General features: G+C 68.3%; 16 protein-coding genes. 10 read left to right on the top strand and 6 right to left on the bottom strand.

The genetic code is table 11. The features are described 5' to 3' along the window. The first annotated feature begins 51 nt into the window (after positions 1-51). The 4 genes from VFL28_01425 to VFL28_01440 all read left to right on the top strand — a co-directional run bounded on the left by VFL28_01425 (position 52) and on the right by VFL28_01440 (position 3,854). The gene (locus VFL28_01425) at positions 52-1,128 is read left to right on the top strand and encodes a GGDEF domain-containing protein (GenBank protein ID HET7263298.1); all 1,077 of its coding nucleotides are present in this window, start codon (positions 52-54) and stop codon (positions 1,126-1,128) included. A 168-nt stretch (positions 1,129-1,296) separates the two neighbouring features. Further along, positions 1,297-1,854 (top strand): hypothetical protein, encoded by a 558-nt coding sequence (locus VFL28_01430; protein ID HET7263299.1) that lies wholly within the window; start codon positions 1,297-1,299, stop codon positions 1,852-1,854. 186 nt (positions 1,855-2,040) lie between these two features. Next, positions 2,041-3,039, top strand: coding sequence for a hypothetical protein (locus VFL28_01435; protein ID HET7263300.1), 999 nt, complete (start codon positions 2,041-2,043; stop codon positions 3,037-3,039). A 182-nt stretch (positions 3,040-3,221) separates the two neighbouring features. Next, a complete protein-coding gene (locus tag VFL28_01440) occupies positions 3,222-3,854 on the top strand; it encodes a hypothetical protein (GenBank protein ID HET7263301.1) in 633 nt (210 codons plus the stop codon). Positions 3,855-3,867: 13 nt separating this feature from the next. Here VFL28_01440 and VFL28_01445 read toward each other — a convergent pair whose 3' ends face one another. The 4 genes from VFL28_01445 to VFL28_01460 are packed head-to-tail and all read right to left on the bottom strand — an operon-like array spanning position 3,868 to position 7,778. Further along, positions 3,868-4,647 carry a serine protease gene (locus tag VFL28_01445; GenBank protein HET7263302.1) on the bottom strand — a complete coding sequence of 260 codons (780 nt, stop codon included), beginning with the start codon at positions 4,645-4,647 and terminating at the stop codon, positions 3,868-3,870. Positions 4,648-4,661: 14 nt separating this feature from the next. Then, positions 4,662-5,786, bottom strand: a complete 1,125-nt coding sequence (locus VFL28_01450; protein HET7263303.1) for a response regulator — start codon at positions 5,784-5,786, stop codon at positions 4,662-4,664. 16 nt (positions 5,787-5,802) lie between these two features. After that, a complete protein-coding gene (locus VFL28_01455) occupies positions 5,803-6,168 on the bottom strand; it encodes a response regulator (GenBank protein HET7263304.1) in 366 nt (121 codons plus the stop codon). After that, complete coding sequence (locus VFL28_01460) at positions 6,168-7,778, bottom strand: ATP-binding protein (protein ID HET7263305.1); 1,611 nt, start codon at positions 7,776-7,778, stop codon at positions 6,168-6,170. Before VFL28_01460 ends, VFL28_01455 begins: the two co-directional genes overlap by 1 nt. Positions 7,779-7,963: 185 nt before the next feature. On the opposite strand from VFL28_01460, the gene VFL28_01465 reads away from it, so the two are divergent. Genes VFL28_01465 through VFL28_01475 form a run of 3 tightly spaced genes read left to right on the top strand, consistent with a single transcriptional unit; the run spans position 7,964 to position 9,733 of the window. Continuing rightward, the gene (locus VFL28_01465; GenBank protein ID HET7263306.1) at positions 7,964-8,482 is read left to right on the top strand and encodes a hypothetical protein; all 519 of its coding nucleotides are present in this window, start codon (positions 7,964-7,966) and stop codon (positions 8,480-8,482) included. A gap of 31 nt (positions 8,483-8,513) precedes the next feature. Beyond that, positions 8,514-8,900, top strand: coding sequence for a PAS domain-containing protein (locus VFL28_01470; protein ID HET7263307.1), 387 nt, complete (start codon positions 8,514-8,516; stop codon positions 8,898-8,900). Continuing rightward, the gene (locus tag VFL28_01475; protein HET7263308.1) at positions 8,900-9,733 is read left to right on the top strand and encodes an MBL fold metallo-hydrolase; all 834 of its coding nucleotides are present in this window, start codon (positions 8,900-8,902) and stop codon (positions 9,731-9,733) included. Before VFL28_01470 ends, VFL28_01475 begins: the two co-directional genes overlap by 1 nt. A 46-nt stretch (positions 9,734-9,779) precedes the next feature. Here the strand turns inward: VFL28_01475 and VFL28_01480 are convergent, their stop codons facing one another. Then, positions 9,780-11,684: an SLC13 family permease gene (locus tag VFL28_01480; GenBank protein HET7263309.1), complete on the bottom strand. Its 1,905-nt coding sequence runs from the start codon at positions 11,682-11,684 to the stop codon at positions 9,780-9,782. Positions 11,685-11,928: 244 nt separating this feature from the next. Between VFL28_01480 and VFL28_01485 the strand changes: the two genes are divergently transcribed. After that, positions 11,929-12,351: a cyclic nucleotide-binding domain-containing protein gene (locus VFL28_01485; GenBank protein ID HET7263310.1), complete on the top strand. Its 423-nt coding sequence runs from the start codon at positions 11,929-11,931 to the stop codon at positions 12,349-12,351. Between the two features lie 180 nt (positions 12,352-12,531). On the opposite strand, the gene VFL28_01490 is transcribed toward VFL28_01485, so the two are convergent. After that, the gene (locus tag VFL28_01490) at positions 12,532-13,962 is read right to left on the bottom strand and encodes a M20 family metallopeptidase (GenBank protein HET7263311.1); all 1,431 of its coding nucleotides are present in this window, start codon (positions 13,960-13,962) and stop codon (positions 12,532-12,534) included. A gap of 116 nt (positions 13,963-14,078) precedes the next feature. Here VFL28_01490 and VFL28_01495 point away from each other — a divergent pair, with 116 nt between their 5' ends. Continuing rightward, a complete protein-coding gene (locus VFL28_01495) occupies positions 14,079-14,864 on the top strand; it encodes a CDP-diacylglycerol diphosphatase (protein ID HET7263312.1) in 786 nt (261 codons plus the stop codon). Between the two features lie 27 nt (positions 14,865-14,891). Then, positions 14,892-16,559, top strand: a complete 1,668-nt coding sequence (locus VFL28_01500) for an FAD-dependent oxidoreductase (GenBank protein ID HET7263313.1) — start codon at positions 14,892-14,894, stop codon at positions 16,557-16,559. The last annotated feature ends 3 nt before the right edge of the window (positions 16,560-16,562 follow it).

The following is a 16,562-nucleotide window of genomic DNA, read 5'->3' on the forward strand; positions in this document are numbered from 1 at the left end:
GACACGGAGACCAGGCCGGACCGTCCAGCCGCGTCTGGGCATCCGGCCGATGTGAAGCCCGCGCCCCCTCGCGATCGTCGGCTGGACGAGGGCCATCTTCGCATCTTCGGCGTCGGCCTTGCCACGGCCGTTGGATCGTTATTGATCACCTGGGTTCTGGCGGCGAACGATCCCTTTGACAATGTCGCGTCTTTGACCGCCGCCGCGTGCCTCCTCACCGCCCTGGCGGGCCTGTGGGTGTTGCCCAGCGTGGCGGACCGCATCGCGGAAGGAACGGCCTTCCTCGTGGTCTCCTATGTCGCGGCGAAGGTTGTGCACTTGCTGTTTGCGCCGCTCGCTCCTGAGCAGTTTGCGGTGGAAGCGGCCGTCTTTGCTCCGTGGGGGCCGGTCATCGTGACGATGGGATGGGTGGTCTTCGGGAAGAGTTCGCGGCTCTACGCTACGATCGGCGCCTATTACGCCGCCCTCCTGGTTCCCGGCGCGTGGCGGTTCGCCGTGTACGGGCCGGCGTGGGGGTCCGCGTTGGCAATAGGAGGTTCGATCCTCCTCGCCAGCGGCGTGGTCACGGTAATGGTCGCGCTCTTGATGGACCTTGAAACGCGCCATGCGACGGCCGTGGCTCGCAGCGCGATGCTACAAGAGATGGCGTGGGTGGACCTCGTGACCGACCTGCCGAATCGCCGGGCCCTTGAGGATGCACTGGAACGCGGGAAAGCCCGCAGCGTCCGGACAGGGACCCCGCTGTCGCTCCTCTTGTTCGATCTGGACGGTTTCAAGGAAATCAATGACCGAGAAGGGCACCGCGCAGGAGACCGAATGCTGGCGGTCGTTGGTCAACGCGCTCGTCAGGTTCTGCGGGCCGCCGACCTCCTGGGCCGCTGGGGAGGGGACGAATTCCTCGCGATCCTCCCTGACACCTCACGTCGCGAAGCGCTTGGACTCGCCGAGCGTCTCCGCAGCGCGCTGGCGTCGCCACCGAGCGTGAATCCGGAGCCTGCCGTTACGGCAAGTTTCGGCGTCGCGACGTTTCGCGGCGGCGAACCGATCGCGGAGCCAGTCGCTCGCGCCGACACGGCGCTCTACCTCGCCAAGGCGCGCGGTAGGAATCGCGTCGTGGCAGAATCCTAGGCGCCGCGCCAAATCGGGCTTCGGGCACGATTGATCCCGGACCCAGGCCGGGATCATTATTTTCCGATACAAGTTTCGTTTCATTGAACCGGACGAGATGTGTGTGGGAAAAATCCGCTTAGCGGCAGTTCCATCCGACTACCGCCAGAAACCCCCAGGGGGTGTTCGATGAAATTGCGTCACGCGCAGATCCTGATGGTGGCAACCCTTGTGCTGACGGCGTCGGTAGCCACCGCACAGTACAATACGCAGCCGTCGCAGCCCATGTATCAACCCCAGCCCGCGGCACCGGCGCCGGCCCCCGCCGCACCCGCCCCGGCGCCCGCAACACCGACGCCTGCGCCCGCGGCACCTGAATCCACGCCGGCAGGATCCGTGAACCCGACGAATACGATCGACGGGGAGATCCAGGCGATCTCGCTTTCCTGCTCCGGCACGGTGCCCGACACTTGTGCCGCGACCGCGGATATCGTTATTGGGGCGTTCCCTGCTGTCGTGAACGGTGATCATGGTGGAGAGCGTTTGATAACTGCGGGATACGGGCCGGTAACGCGCATCTATGTCCCGGCGGGCATGCTCGTCGCATACGGTAATCGGCAGGTTCCGGTGACCACACTCCGCGTCGGCGATGAAATGCGGATCGACTACGCAACCACGACGGCGAGCGACTTAAACATCGCCGTCAACACGGCGTCCGCAGGGACGGTCGTCAGGACGGGCCTGTAATCCGGTTCGTCGAAACAACTCAAACAAACCGGGGCTCGCGTGGATGGGCGCGGCCCCGGCTAAATGTGTGCCCGCGCCGGTGCGTCTGCATTCGATCGCGAGAGGGCATGATGCCCAGCGCAGGGTGTGTGGGCTGTCGAGACCGCGCGGGCCCTACGTGCCGCGTCGATGCCGCGGAGGAAACGCGTGCCATTCCGCAGGTTCCCATCTCTGTCGTTGGCGTTGTGCGTGGCGGCGCTGGCCTGGGGTTTTCCGCCGACGGCAACCGCCGGCGAGGAAATCGCCGGCCTATGCCGTGCGGACACGCTGTTCGTGAGCGATAACCCCGAGGCGGTGCGCGGCACGCGCGGCCTCTTCCGCGCCGAAACCGGCGGCGGCGGGTGCGTGCGCCTCTTGTACCATCATGAAAACGCGAACCCCACGTCTCGGATGGCGATTCAGGTCTGGGCGCTGGACCCTGACGACAGCGCCGTCCACCTTCGGGTCACGCTGGGCGCCGGAGGACCAACCCAGGACGTCATGGCGGCGGGCCACTCCGCGGCCGTCAAGTTTTGGCAGGCGGTTCTGGCGAACGCCGCCGTGCAGATGGACATCGCCCCGCACCAGTGGAAGCCGCTCCTCGAGACCGTGCTTCAGCCCCACGACGTCATCAGCGGGCTTGCACAGATGGAGATTACCGGGGGTCGCCTCACGCTCGTTGTGCTGGCGTACCTGCCCGGAGCGTCGGAGGGCGATATCGCCCCGGCGAGTTTTCTCGCCCGAGTGGGTACGCATCCATTCGGCGTCTTCAGCGCGCCTTTCATCGAGGAACATGTCCAGGCGAAATTGGACCAACCGCGGGGCCTGCAGCTCGCCAGCGGCAGATTTCTCGCGGGGCGCCAGCCAAGCGAGATCCTAAAGGGGAATTACGGCGTCGTCTATCATCTGCGCGTAAACTGCGTCAATGCGTCCGGCCGGCCGGTCCTGTTGAGCCTCGTCTTTACGCCTCGTCACGGACCCGCCGCGGGGACGCTCGTCGTCAACGGCAGGCTCGTCGAGATACCTCCGCTCCCGCTCGGCGCCCGCCGGGAAGTGGGAAGGTACTGGATCCCCGCGGGGACCTGGCTGTTCGATATCTGGACGTCGCCCGAAGGGTCCTCGGCGTATCCGGTGCGCTTGGATTTCCTGCCCGGCGGCGGCGCTTGACGAGCCCCGGCGCCGGAGCACCGCCCGTGCGTTTGGACTTCCGTTAGTCTCCGACATCCCTTCGGACTGCGCGTAGTCCACCCGTTACCTCGTTTTGACCCAAATCGTGCGTCCTTGACGGTACACTAGAGGTACAAGGCTGGTCGTGGGGTGCGGCGATGAGGCGCGGGAGCGGTCGGCTGTTGCTTTCGGCGGCAGGCCTGGTCTTGGTGCTTGCCGGGACGACGCCGGGATGGGCGGGCGTTGCGGTGGTTCAGTTCCCCGTCTTTTCCAACGCCGTGATTTTCTTTGTGACTTCAGGGTTCACCGGCCTGCCCATCGGCGGGCTGGGATTATCTCCGTTCTCGCAGGTGATCATCCAGCCCGTGATCGTCGTGCGCCCCCGAGTGTTCGTTGCTCCGACCCGTGTTGTGGTGCTGTCGCCCGCCGTCCCCACGTCACTGTCGATTCTTCCGCTGGTGCCAATGATCGCGCCGCCGATTGAACCTACCTTCGACCCGGGACTGACGACGCCGCCTGCGACCTCGACGGTCGATGGTATCGTGCGGGCGCCGGAACTTTTCGACCATCACGTCGTGGCGGTGGACGGACGAGTCTCGCACGTCGAGCCCTTCATGGACGGCCGCGGTCAGCCGTACATGTTCCTTCGTCTGCAGGGCGACCTACGGTCGGTGTCGGTGCTTGTGGGCGGGCACGCCGATCTGCGGGAGGGTCTGTCCGTGCGCGTAACGGGCGTATTCTATGGGTCGGCCGTCGCGCCCGAAGGCTGGCCGCCGATGGTTATTCAGGCGCTGGCGGTGACCGGTGCCCCGTGATCCGGCATAGTCCTCATCGGCACGGATTTCGCAGGGCGCTTTGGGCGATGGCCGCGCCGTCGGCGGGGCGGGAGACCGACCCCCACGTTTGCATCGCCACGACGTCACCCGACGCGTCGAGCACGGGCGCTCCGGACTGCCCGTGTTCCACCACCCCCGCGTAGCGCACTACGACCACGGGAGTGCCGTCGGGCGCCGCGTAGAGACCGAGGACGCGGCCCCGATACGTCGCAAGGGTCGGCGGGGCGCCGCTAAATCCGTACCCCGGGCTCCCGACCTGCTGTCCGGCGGACGGGTCCCGCCCGGCAAACGCGAGGGCGGGGAACACCGGCAGCGGCCCCGTGTGCGCGCGCCACTGCCGTCCGTGGATCTCGAGGGCTTGGCTGCCGAACGCCGGACTGAGCTGGACTTCGGCCGCGTCCTTATGGGGACGGACGGTCTGCGATAAATCAAGAGGTCCCGGGTCGGACGCGGAAAAGGACGCGCACGCGACCGATGCCGAGAACCACTCGGCGCGCCACAGCGCGACGAGGCGGTAGTGGTCCGGATCGCGGAGCGTTCCGATCACGACGTGCGCGTTCGTCAACACGGTGCCCTCGGGGCCGACGAAGAAGCCCGAGCCGAAAACGTCTTTCCCGGCAGGCGGGACCGTAATGTCGAGCAACGCCACCACGCTGCTCGAACCCGCGATCTCCTGCGCGCGCGACACGAGCGGCGGGCACATCAAACCGGCGCTCAACGCCACCGCGATGAGCGAAGCCGACCGGATCCCGCGCGTCACCCGCCGCCGCATGGCGCCCGCTGCCCTCAGGCGGTGGACTCCTTGAGCCGCAGGACGTTGTAGGCGGAGACCGGCCGCGACAGTCCTCTGAGCGCCATCTCGCCCAAAGGCTCGACATCCACCGCGTCCTCGATCGTCGCAAAGACACGCTGGCTGATCAGGATCTGGCCGGCGAGGGCCTCGCCGCACAGCCGGGCGGCAAGATTCGTGACCGCGCCGATCGCGCCGTAATCGGAGCGGCCCTCGAACCCGATCCGCCCCAGGGTCGCGAATCCGAGGGCGATCCCCATCCCAAACCCCAGTTGGTGGCCCCGTTTTCTCCACGCGTCGGCGAGGGTGGTCACGCGCGTTCGCATCTCGACCGCCATGCGAACGGCGCGCAGCGCGGGGTCCGGACACGGCACCGGATCATTGAAGAAGATCATCAACCCGTCCCCGGCGAAACGCTCCAGCGTCCCCTCGAAGCGAAAGATCACTTCGCCCAGCGCGGCGTGATACTCGCGAAGCACGCCCATCAACTCCTCCGGCTCCGCGGTCTCCGAAAAAGCCGTAAACCCGCGGAGATCGCAGAAGGCCACGGTGATCTCCCGCCGGTGACTCTCGAGCACCTTGTCGGTGCCGGCGGAAAGAATCGCCTCCGCGACCTGGGGGGACAGAAAGCGCCTCAGTCCGTTGACCCGCTCGATCTCGCTCACCTGCGCGGCGACGCGCTGCTCCAGGGTCCGATTCCACTCCGTCAGCTCCGCCGTCTGCGCCTGCACGGTGTCGTGCAGCGCTTTGATCCGCAGCATCGACTTGACGCGGGCGACGAGCGCGGCCCCATCAAACGGCTTGGTGAGATACTCGTCGCTGCCGGCCTCGAGCCCCGCGACGACGTCGGCCGAGTCGGCCTTCGCGGTGACCATGATGATGGGAATGAACGGGACGCCGTCGTCGCCGCGCAGCCGCCGGCAGACCTCGAGGCCGTCCATCTTGGGCATGTCGACGTCCAGCAGGATGAGATCGGGGCGGTGTTCTCGCGCCGCCGCGAGCGCCTGTTCGCCGTCCGCGGCCGTAATCAAGTCATAGTTGTGGGCCGCGAGGCGGGCCCGCAGAACGTCGACGTTCATCGGGTTGTCGTCGGCGATGAGGATGAGCGGGGGCGTCCGCACGGAGTTTCCTCGACGGTCAGGAGAGGAATTCGCGGACCTTGGCCAGCAGCTCGCGGGGGCTGAAGGGCTTCGACATATAGCCGTCGCACCCCGCCTCCCGCGCCTTCACCTCGTCGCCGCTGAGCGCATACGAGGTGACCGCGATGATGGGGATGGCGCTGAGGGAGGGATCGGCTTTGATCCGCCGCGTCGCCTCGTACCCGTCGAACACCGGCAGCTGGATGTCCATGAGAATCAGATCTGGGCGCTGCGTCCCGGCCGCGGCGACGCCCTCCGCGCCGGTCTGCGCCTCGAACACCTCGTAGCCCGCGCTGACGAGGAGGTCGTGCATGATGCGCCGGTTGTCCTCGTTGTCTTCCGTCACCAGAATACGTTTCGTCATCACGCCACCCCCGCCGCTGCCGCGCGAACCGGCAGCGTGAACCCGAACGTCGACCCCACGCCGAGCTGCGAGGTGACCCAGATCCGCCCGCCGTGCCACTCGACGATCCGCTTCGCGATGGCGAGCCCGAGGCCCGCGCCGCCTTTGTTGCGCGTGCTCGTGTTGTCGAGTTGTTGGAATTCCTCGAAGACCCGCTGCCGATCGGCTTCCGGAATCCCGGGGCCCGTGTCCGCAACCGTCACGAGGAACTCCCCGCCGTCCGCGGCCACCTCGATCCGCACCTCACCCGTGTCGGTGAACTTGATCGCGTTGCCGACCAGGTTCAAGAGGACCTGCGTGATCCGCCGTTCGTCTCCGCACCCCACCGGAAGATCGGGCGGCACCGCCACGGTCAGGGCGATCTTCTTCGCCTTGGCGAGGGATTCCACGGAGGTGAAGACCGATTGGGCGACGGCCTGCATCGAGTAATCGCTCAGCGACAGGGCCGCCCGTCCCGCTTCGATCTTGGAGAGGTCCAGCACGTCGTTGATCAACCGGAGAAGGTGCCGGCCGCTCAGCTGCATCCGCAGCAGGACGTCCCGAATCTTGTCCGGGACCGCGCCGTAGATGTCGTCCAGGATCAGCTCGGCGTAGCCGAGGATGGCGTTCAACGGCGTACGCAGCTCGTGGCTCATGTTCGCGAGGAACTGAGACTTGTGCTGGGAGGCGACGGTGAGTTGGTCGTTGAGGTCCTTGAGCTCGCGGGTCCGCAAGGCCACCATGGCCTCGAGCTCCCTCGCGTACGCTTTCACGTCCTCGTGCAGCCGGGCCGTCTCGATGGCCATGGCGGCCTGATCGGCGAGCGCGGCCAAGAGGTGCTCGGCGTCGGCGTCGAACCGGCGGGGGTCTCGACCGGCCGCGTACAGGACGCCGATCACGCGGTCGTGCACCTTGAGCGGCACGCCGAGCACCGATTGCAGCTCCGCGTGGACGCCGGGCTCGGGGGGACCCGCCGAGTCGCCGTTCGCGGCCGCCGGCGCGCCGAAGTCCAGCACGCGCTCGTCGATGCCGCCGTTAAGAACGAAGCGCATCGCGGCGAAGTCATCGGCGCCCTGTCCGCTCACGGCCTGCGTTGCGAAGACGTCGGTCTCGCCCTCGCGAAGAGCCACGAGCCCGGTCTCCGCGTGGAGCAGATGCTGTGCCTGCTCCGCGATGAGGTCGAGGGTGGGCTCGTAGGCCACCTGCGCGTTGACTTCCCGGCTGATTTCGTACAGGGTCTGCGATTCCCGGATCTTGCGGTTCAGGGCTTCGACGGTGGTCCCGAGGCCGGCGGCCATGCGGTTGAACGCGTCGGCGAGCAGCCCCAACTCGTCCTTCGTCGTGACGTCCAGGCGGACGTCGAGGTCTCCCTGTGCGATCTTCTGGGCGGCGGCGGCCAGGCCGCGGAGGGGCCGGACAAAGCCGCGGGCGAGCCACGCCGCAAGCCCCACGCCCACCGCGGACAGCAACAGCCCGGTCAGCACCGTGCTCTGCTGCACCAGCGTGCCGCGCCCGACAAGGAACAGAAAACTGCCGAAAATGAAGTCCTCGAGGAGTAGGAAAAGGAGCACGAGCTTGAGCTGCAAACTCATACCCGCGCAGGGGGCTCCGCCCCCGTCCCTCCCCCCGCCGCGCCCCCGAGCCCGGCTCGGCCGTGGTGTGTTCTTGGAAGGTATCGAAAATCCTTGCTCCGAAAAGCGTCTTACAGTAGAATGCGCTCAAGCGCGTTGCGTTCCTGGTTTCTCACGCAACAGCCGGCTCGGGGGGCTTGGCGCGGGTGACGGGCGAGCAGCTCCGCAAGCGAGTGGAGCAATTGGAGAGCGAGCTTCAGGAGCGCGCTCGCTTCCTAGCCGCGCGGGAAGCGAAGCTCCGAGAGCTGGAACAACGCGCGCACCGCGTCGGCGGCGTGTGCCTCGAGACGGCGCAAACGCTGGTCGCGTCGACCAATCAGCCCATCCTCCTTCAGTTTCACGTGAAGATCGGACCCGCCAGATTCCGCATCCGCGCCGGATCGGTCTACTCGCTGGTGGCGAAGCTGACGGATGAGGGCTGGGACGTCGCGGCATACCTGCGCACCGGCGTGCGCCGCGCCACCTTCGCGACCGACGAGGAGTTCCTGGAAGCACGCATGCCGCTCCTCGAGGACGTGATCGCCGACGCGGTGATGACGCTCCTGGCCGGGCGGGATGTCTTCTCCCCCGCGCCGCCCCCGCAACCGAAGGAGCCGTTCTGGGTACCCTGGCAGAAGATGTTCGGCGCGCGCTTTGCGCGCCCACCCGCGCAGAAGACCGCCTAACCGAACGCCGAGAATCCGGCGCTATCCCGGGATGGCTCAGCGCCCGATCGAGCTGATCCTGCTCAGACAAGTCGCGGCGACCCTGGCCCAGCCGATGTGCGTGGTCGACGAGCAGGAAGTGTTACTCTACTGCAACCAGGCCGCCGAACGGCTACTTGACCTCCGCGGAGACGAGGTCGGCGAGGTGCTCCTGCCGCAGCGCCTGGCGCTTCTTTCCGCGACGGACGCCACGGGAACGCTGCTCGATCCGGCGGCACTCTCCATCCGCGCCGTGATGCGCCGAAAACAACCTGCACATCAGACTCTCGGGCTCATCGACCGGGCCGGCCTCGCGCGGCGTATCGTCATGACGGCGTTCCCGATCATACGGCAGGGAGATCGCCTTCTCGGCGCCGTCGCCATCTTCTGGGACGCCTGATGGAAGTCACCCTGTGGGGCGTGCGCGGCTCGATTCCAAGCCCCGGCCCGAGCACCGTCCGCTACGGGGGCAACACCTCCTGTGTCGGGGTACAAGGTTCCGGCGGACGAACCGTGATTCTCGACGCCGGCACCGGGATCAGGCGCTTGGGCGAGGTGATTCGGCCAAACGAAGGGCGGCTCGATCTGCTGCTCACGCACCTCCACGCGGATCACGTTCAGGGACTGCCGTTTTTCGAGCCGCTGTTCGCCTCCGGCTTGAATCTGCACATCTGGGCGCCGGCCGCGGCGCCCGACGCACTCCGGGCCGGGCTGGCACGCTATCTGTCGCCGCCCGTCTCCGCGCTTCCGCTGCGGGATCTCCCGTGCCGCCTGACCCTCCACCATGTGCCCGGCGGGCCGCTGGATGTGCCGGGGTTTCAGATCATCGCGGACTATGTCTGTCATCCCGCCCCTACCGTCGGGTACCGCGTTTCAGACGGAGACGCCGCCGTGTGTTACCTGCCGGACCACGAGCCCGCATTGGCGACCGGCGGCCGGTTCGACGCGCCGCAGTGGACGTCCGGATACGATCTGGCGAAGGGCGCGGCGCTGCTCATCCACGACGCGCAGTACACCCCGGAAGAGTACGCCGTGCGCCGGGGCTGGGGGCACAGCACGGCACCGGACGCCGTTGCGCTGGCGCGGGTTGCGCGGGCGGCGCTGCTGGTGCTGTTCCACCACGATCCCGACCGCGATGATGCCGCGCTCGACGCGCTGCTCGAGGACGCGGAGCGCCGGGCGGCGCCGCTGCCGTGCGTGAGCGGCCGGGAAGGCATGCGCTTCGCATTGTGACGAGGCCGTTGGACGATCGACCGCGCCCCCGGCCTGAGGGCGGCCGCTAGCCGGAGATCAATCCGATCGCACGCCAGTAGGGCACGCTCGCCGCGATAGCGGCGAGGACCAACAAGGTCAGCACAACGCCCATTCGGAGCCCGTCGCGGTCGGTAAACATCTCGCCCTTTGTGCCGTCCCGCATGAGGATGTAGAAATCGCTGAGGCTCGGCAGCAGCCACGTGTTTCCGACGGTCAGCACGATAAACCCGACAAGCCACGGTGACAGTCCGAGCTGCGGCGCGATCGGAATCAGGCCAAGGGTGAGCAAGAAGTTTGCCGGGACGCGGGGAAGCGCGAGGCGGCACGCCGCGACGACCGCGCCGAGCAGGACCACCATGGCCGACGGGCCGGCGAGGCGAGCAACCGGAACCAGCCAGCCGGCGATCCAGCGGTCGATCCCGACGCTGTGAAACACGGCCCCCGAATTGACGAGGAGTCCGAAGAGCACGAGAAACCCCCACGCGATTCCGCTGCGGAACGTCGCGCGATCGAGGACGCCTCCGGCCAGGCTGACGACGAGGGCCGTCGTCGCGAACCAGGCCGGGTCGGCGTGGAGCACCGGTTCAAGCACCATGCCGGCCAAGAAGACGGCGACGGCCGCGGCCGTCACGATCTCGTGTTTCGAGGGCGCGCCCAACACGCGGTACTGGCGCTGCAGGGCCTCGTGAGAAATCGTGGGCGGGCGTTCAGGACGAAACAGCAGCCAGAGAGCCGCGAGCGCGCCGAGAAGCACGAGAGCCCCGACCGGCGCGGCGCCGCGCAACCAGGTGAACCAATCGACGCGGGCGCGTTCGGCCCGCGGCAGCAGACCGAGCACGAAAAAATTCGTGGCCAGCCCGGTCAGGAAGGTGCTGCTGAACGTGGTGTAACCGATGACGCCCGCGAACGCCAGTCCCGCGCTCGCGCGGCTTCGCCCCGCATAGCCGAGAGCCTGCGCCAGTTCGTGCGCAAGCCCGGCGGCAGACGCGATCCTCGCCCCTGCACTCGGCACGAGCGGAGTGGTCAGCACGCCTCCAATCAGCAGCGCTAGGAGCTGGCCGGTGTACGTCGCCGGCAAGATTCTCAGGAGCAGCAGGGCGAGTCTGAAGAACAGACCTGAACGCGCCATCGCGGCGGCGAGCCCGACCGCCCCAAAGGCGAGCACCCATGTCGGACTCGCAAACCCCCCGAAGGCGACGGGAATCGGGACGAGCCCAATCAACCCCCACGCCGCCATCATCGCAAGCGCGATCGCGAAGTCGGGCACGGGTTGGAGCAGCCATCCTGCCGCCGCGCCGACGACAATGACCATAACATGCCAACCTTGCGGGCTCAGACCGGCCGGAGGCGGGGCCCACCACAAGATGAAGGGAAGGATGATTGGAACGGCAACCGCGGTGATTTGCGACACACGGGACGGCGCCGCCGCGGTTGTCACCGGCGCGGCCCCTTGCGATTGGCGCGGCGCTGCCGCGACTCCCGCATGCTCCCGGGTGCGGTCTTCGACAAGTCGGGCGAGCGACGCCGCCACGGCCACGCCTACCGCCCCCCGCTCCCGGACCACTCGATTGAATCGGTGGCGCGGCAGTGTCCAAGCCTCGACGTCTGAGATCGCCCGCACGGAGGCGCTGCGGCGTGCGAGCAGCAGGCCGAGTTCGCCGAAGTACCCGGGCGCCGCGACCACGGCCACCGGCCGCTCGCCGCTTTCCGCCTTCACGCTGACCTCAACCTTGCCGGTCTCGAGCAGATACAGCGAGTCCGCCTCCGCCCCCTCGATGAAAATCGAAGATCCGGCTACGAAGTGAACCTTTTCGAGCGCCCCAACCAGCCGGGCGACGTCTATGCGGTCAAGATCCTGAAAGAACGGCACGCGGCGCACGAGGCGTTCCAGCGGCTCAGGGGAACGCGATGCCGGGCCCCGCTCGCTCATACGCGGGCGGCCGGCGCGCGGAGAGCACCGCCCTCCACGGGCGTGCGAGGGAATGAACCCGTCACGGTGGCCCCTAGATTCGCCCCCGCCGGACCGTCTCCATTTCCGGCGCACCTGGTCAAGTTGTTTGAGGGAGCAGACGCCGGGAGCACCGAAGAGACTTTTGGGGCGGGAGCCTCATGGTGCGCTGCCAGGCCTCTCCGCCATGGTCAGGCACCGCAGGCCGGACTAAGGGGATGCTTGGATGGCAACGCAGCGATCGAGCAAGGTCGCGGCCTTGGAAAAAATCTCGCTGTTCGAAGGGCTCTCGCAGCGCGACCTAGAGAAGGTCTCTCGACTGACAGAGGAGGTCGCGGTCCCTGCCGGGCGCCGCATCGCCGCGGCGGGGGAAACGGGGCGGGAGCTGTTCATCATCGTCGACGGCCGGGCCCGGGTCACGACCCGTCGCGGCCGTGCAATCCACCTCGGACCCGGCGACTCGTTCGGTGAGATCAGCCTGATCGACGGCGAGCCGCGTTCGGCCGACGTCGACGCCGTTACGCCGATGCGGCTCCTCGTCGTCGGCTACCGCGAATTCTGGGGACTGCTCGACGATCATCTGCCGATCGTCCGCAAGGTCGTCCGCACGCTCGCCCGCCGTCTGAGAGAGGCGGAACGGCCGGTCTAGCGCACCCTCGGGCCGCGGGCCGCCTACGGCCGCCGCGTGCCGTCACGACGTCGGTGGTAGAGAAGCAGATCCGTTCGCGCGGCCGCGACCGCGGCCCGATCCTTCCGCTCCCAGTCCGAGATCGCCGGCGTTTTTGAACCCTCCGCCGCGAGAGGGGAACGCCGGCGCCTTGGAGAGGCGTCAGGCCCCTCGCGCCCTCCGCAACGGCGGCGGCACGACCTCGTCCGGAATCGGGCAGGTGTACCCGCCGCTGCCGACCCGCTCCTTGAGCTCGGTCTTCGCCCGCCGCAACAGCTCCGGATCCCGGATCGCGTCGAGCGCGGTCGCCGCCATCACCTTCGAGGCGTGGACCATGCCCTTGTGCGCCGCCGGCGCCATGCCTTGGGCCACGAGCTGCCACGAGTGGCCCGGGGTCCCCACCGCAAAGCACGCGCCCCACAATTGCACGGTAGGGATGATCCAGCTGACGTCGCCGACGTCGGTCGAGCCGCCGATGAGGCGCGGCGTGGGATCGAGCGGCACCGGCGCGCCGTAGAGCGGCTCGGACGCCGCTTCCGGCGCGCCGTACATCTCGATACTGTGCGCGATGTCGTCCGGGGTGAGCGTCTTGCGGATCGCTCCGGCGAACGCGACGTCCGCGGCGTCGAAGGGCACCGGGCCGACGCGCTTCAGATTCTCGTACATCGCCTCGGCGAGCGCCATGTTGGGGATGATGTTGGAGCAGGCCTTGTCGATCTCCATCTCCACCCGCGTCTCGGTCATCAGCGCGGCGCCGTCGGCGATCTTCCTCACCCGGTCGAAGAGCCTGCGCGCGGCGCCGACTTCCGGCGCGCGGATGAGATACAGCACCTCGGCGCGCGGCTGAACGACGTTCGGCGAGATGCCGCCCGCGTCGGTGATCGAGTAGTGAACGCGCGCGCTCGACGGCATGTGCTCGCGCAGAAAGTTGACGCCGATGTTCATCAGCTCGACGGCATCCAGGGCGCTGCGCCCGAGGTGGGGCGCGCCCGCGGCGTGCGAGGCGCGGCCGGTGAATCGCCAGTACACCTGAAAGTTCGCGAGTGAGCTCCGCGACATCACGCTCGCGAAGCACCCCGGATGCCAGGAGACGGCGGCGTCGAGGTCGTCGAACGCGCCGGCGCGGGCCATGAACGTCTTGCCCGACCCGCCCTCTTCCGCCGGACACCCGTAGAAGCGCACCGTACCCTTGGTGCCGGTGCTCATCAGGTGGTTGCGGAGCGCCACCGCGGCGAGCGCGGCGCCCGCGCCGAGCAGGTTGTGGCCGCAGCCGTGGCCGACCGCTCCCGGCGTCGCCGTCTCGGGCTGCGCCACGCCGGCCTCCTGGCTGAGGCCCGCGAGCCCGTCATACTCGCCGAGGAAGCCGATCACCGGACCGCCGGTACCGGACTCGGCGACGAACGCCGTGTCCATGCCGCCGACGTTGCGGGTGACGCGGAAGCCTTCTTCTTCAAGCGCCCCGATGTGCGCGGCGACGGACTTGCGCTCGTTGAAGCGGATCTCCGCGAGCCGCCAAATCTCGTCGGCGAGCGCGACGAAGGCGTCGCGTTTCGCGTCGACGTGGCGGACGATCTCGTCAACCTTGACGACCACAGCCTCTCCTCCTTTGTCTGCCGCCCCACGGCTCTTCGGCGGCGCCGTGTGCGATTTCCTCGACGTCCGCGCCGGCGGCGAGGATTGGCCGACCGGCGCACGGAAGAAGGCCAACCGTGAAGTCGCGCAGCGTACGGGCGCCGTGGTCCCGGATCTGGGCGTTCGCCCTCGCCTGCCTCCTCATCGCGGTACTCTTCACCGGGACGGCGTCCTCGGACCCCAACGTCCTTTGGAACATCGTGCACACCATGTGCGTCCCGAACGAGCGACAACACGGCAGCCCGGCGCCGTGCCGGCTGGTGGATGTAAGCAAGGGCGAGCAGAACGGCTACGTGGTACTCAAAGATTTGGTCGGCGCGACGCAGTTTCTGCTCATTCCGACCGCGCGCGTGACCGGAATCGAGAGTCCGCTTCTCCTTGCCGCGGGCGCGCCGAACTACTTCGCCTACGCGTGGCGATCCCGCGACTACATCGACGGCGTCCTGCACAAGACGATGTCCCGTGACGACATCTCGCTCGCGATCAACTCGGTGACCGGCCGGTCGCAGAACCAGCTCCACATCCACATCGATTGCGTGCGCGCCGGCGTCCGCGATACCCTGAAACGGCAGGAAAGGGCGATCGGCGGCCGCTGGGCCCCTCTGGCCGTGTCGTTCGCCGGGCACCAGTACCTGGCCGTGAAAGTCGACGGCGAGGGGCTCAACCGGACCAACCCCTTCACCCTCCTGGCCGACGGTGTGCCGGGCGCCCGGCTGGACATGGGGCATCATACACTCGTTGTCGTGGGGGCGACGTTCTCGGACGGCCGGCCCGGGTTTTACATCCTCGACGGCCGCACGGCCCCGGGCGACGACGCGAGCGGTGAAGAGCTTCAGGACCACGATTGCGCCGTCGCCAAATGACCCGGCCGCCGGCATGACGGCGGCCCCGTGACCGACGTGCCGCGGCGCTGGGACCGGGAAGCCGACGTGGTGGTCGCCGGATCCGGCGCGGCGGGCCTGTGCGCCGCACTCGCCGCCGCGGCCGGGGGCGCGCGGGTGCTCGTGCTGGAAAAGGCATCGGTGTTGGGCGGGACGACCGCGATGTCGGGCGCCGGCACGTGGATCCCAGCCAACCACCATATGCTCGCCGCGGGGATGTCGGACTCCACGGACGAGGCGCTAACGTACATTCGCGGCGTCGCGCCCGACGGATGGGCCGAGATCGAAGCACCCCTCTGGCGCGCCTTCGTCGAAAACGCACCGGCGATGCTGGCGTTCGTCGAGGCCAACTCCCCGCTCCGATTCGAGCTCGTCCATCACCCCGATCCCTACGTCGAGGCGCCTGGCGGCAAGGCGCACGGCCGGATGCTGTCCCCGCGGCTGATCAGCCAGAACATCCTCGGGCCGTGGCGCGATCGGATCCGCCGGTTTACCCGCGGGCAGCGGTTCAAATACAGTGAGATGGTGGTGGGCCCGGTACTGTCGCGGCCGGTGCCGACACTTCTCAAAATCGCCCCCGCCCTCGCCTATCGCTGGCTCACCCGGCGCGTCGGCATGGGAAACGCCCTCGTCACCGGTTTACTTAAGGGCTGCCTCGACCACGGCGTCGAGATCATGGCGGAGACGCGGGTCACACGGCTTGTCACGGACGGCGGCGGCGGCACGCCGAGCCGCGTCGCGGGCGTCGAGGCAACCGGAACCGGCGGTCTGGTCGCGATTCGCGCCGCGCGCGGCGTTGTCTTGGCGACCGGAGGCTTCGAGTGGGACCCGGAGCTCCGGGCGCGCTACTTCCCCGGCGACGTCGGTCTCATCGGCAGCCCGCGCACGAACACCGGCGACGGCCAGCGCATGGCCGCGGCCGCCGGCGCCCGGCTCGAGCGGATGGACCAGGCGCTCATCTACTGCTGCCTGCCGATCGGATACGAGGGGCACCGTCACGCGGTGCCCATCACCGACGTGTACAGTCCGCACTGCATCGTGGTGGATCGCACGGGCTGCCGCTTCTTAAATGAAGGGCGCCCGAACCTCGGCGTGGCGATCGACGAGCGCGACCCGGCCACCGGCCTGCCGGTTCACCTGCCGGCGTGGCGGATCTTCGACGCCCAGTTCGCCCGAAAGAATCCGGCGGTCATGCTGCTCTGGCGGCTCGACCGCGGGCGGAAGCTTCACACGGCGCCGAGCCTCGCGCATCTCGCCGCGCAGATCGGCCTCGGCGCACCGGCGCTGACCGCCACGGTGGACCGGTTCAACGAATTCGCGCGGCGCGGCAGGGACGACGAATTTCACCGGGGCGAAACCGCGTGGGAGAAATTCAACACGCCCGGCGGCGCGCTGGGGACGATCGAGCGGCCGCCGTTTTACGCCGCGCCGTTCGACCGGGCCATCCTCGTGACGAAAGGGGGCCCGCGAACCAATCCGAGCGGTCAGGTCCTGCGTGATGACGGCAGCGTCATCGAGGGACTCTACTGCGCGGGCGCGGCGATGGCCAACCCCATCGGCTCGAAAGCCGTCGGCGCGGGCAGCACGATCGGGCCGTGCATGACCTGGGGCTACATCTGCGGCCGCCATCTCTGCGCCGCGCACGCCCGGGAGGCCGCCGCGCCGTCGACCGCCTGAACC

The sequence above is a fragment of the bacterium genome, from assembly GCA_035691305.1.
Lineage (GTDB): Bacteria > Sysuimicrobiota > Sysuimicrobiia > Sysuimicrobiales > Segetimicrobiaceae > DASSJF01.

What these genes read in the sequence shown, in the direction of transcription:
- VFL28_01455 (HET7263304.1), bottom strand. Translation starts at nt 6,168, where the DNA reads ATGACGAAACGTATTCTGGTGACGGAAGACAACGAGGACAACCGGCGC.
- VFL28_01430 (HET7263299.1), top strand. Translation starts at nt 1,297, where the DNA reads ATGAAATTGCGTCACGCGCAGATCCTGATGGTGGCAACCCTTGTGCTG.
- VFL28_01470 (HET7263307.1), top strand. Translation starts at nt 8,514, where the DNA reads ATGGCTCAGCGCCCGATCGAGCTGATCCTGCTCAGACAAGTCGCGGCG.
- VFL28_01460 (HET7263305.1), bottom strand. Translation starts at nt 7,778, where the DNA reads ATGAGTTTGCAGCTCAAGCTCGTGCTCCTTTTCCTACTCCTCGAGGAC.
- VFL28_01480 (HET7263309.1), bottom strand. Translation starts at nt 11,684, where the DNA reads ATGAGCGAGCGGGGCCCGGCATCGCGTTCCCCTGAGCCGCTGGAACGC.
- VFL28_01445 (HET7263302.1), bottom strand. Translation starts at nt 4,647, where the DNA reads ATGCGGCGGCGGGTGACGCGCGGGATCCGGTCGGCTTCGCTCATCGCG.
- VFL28_01485 (HET7263310.1), top strand. Translation starts at nt 11,929, where the DNA reads ATGGCAACGCAGCGATCGAGCAAGGTCGCGGCCTTGGAAAAAATCTCG.
- VFL28_01475 (HET7263308.1), top strand. Translation starts at nt 8,900, where the DNA reads ATGGAAGTCACCCTGTGGGGCGTGCGCGGCTCGATTCCAAGCCCCGGC.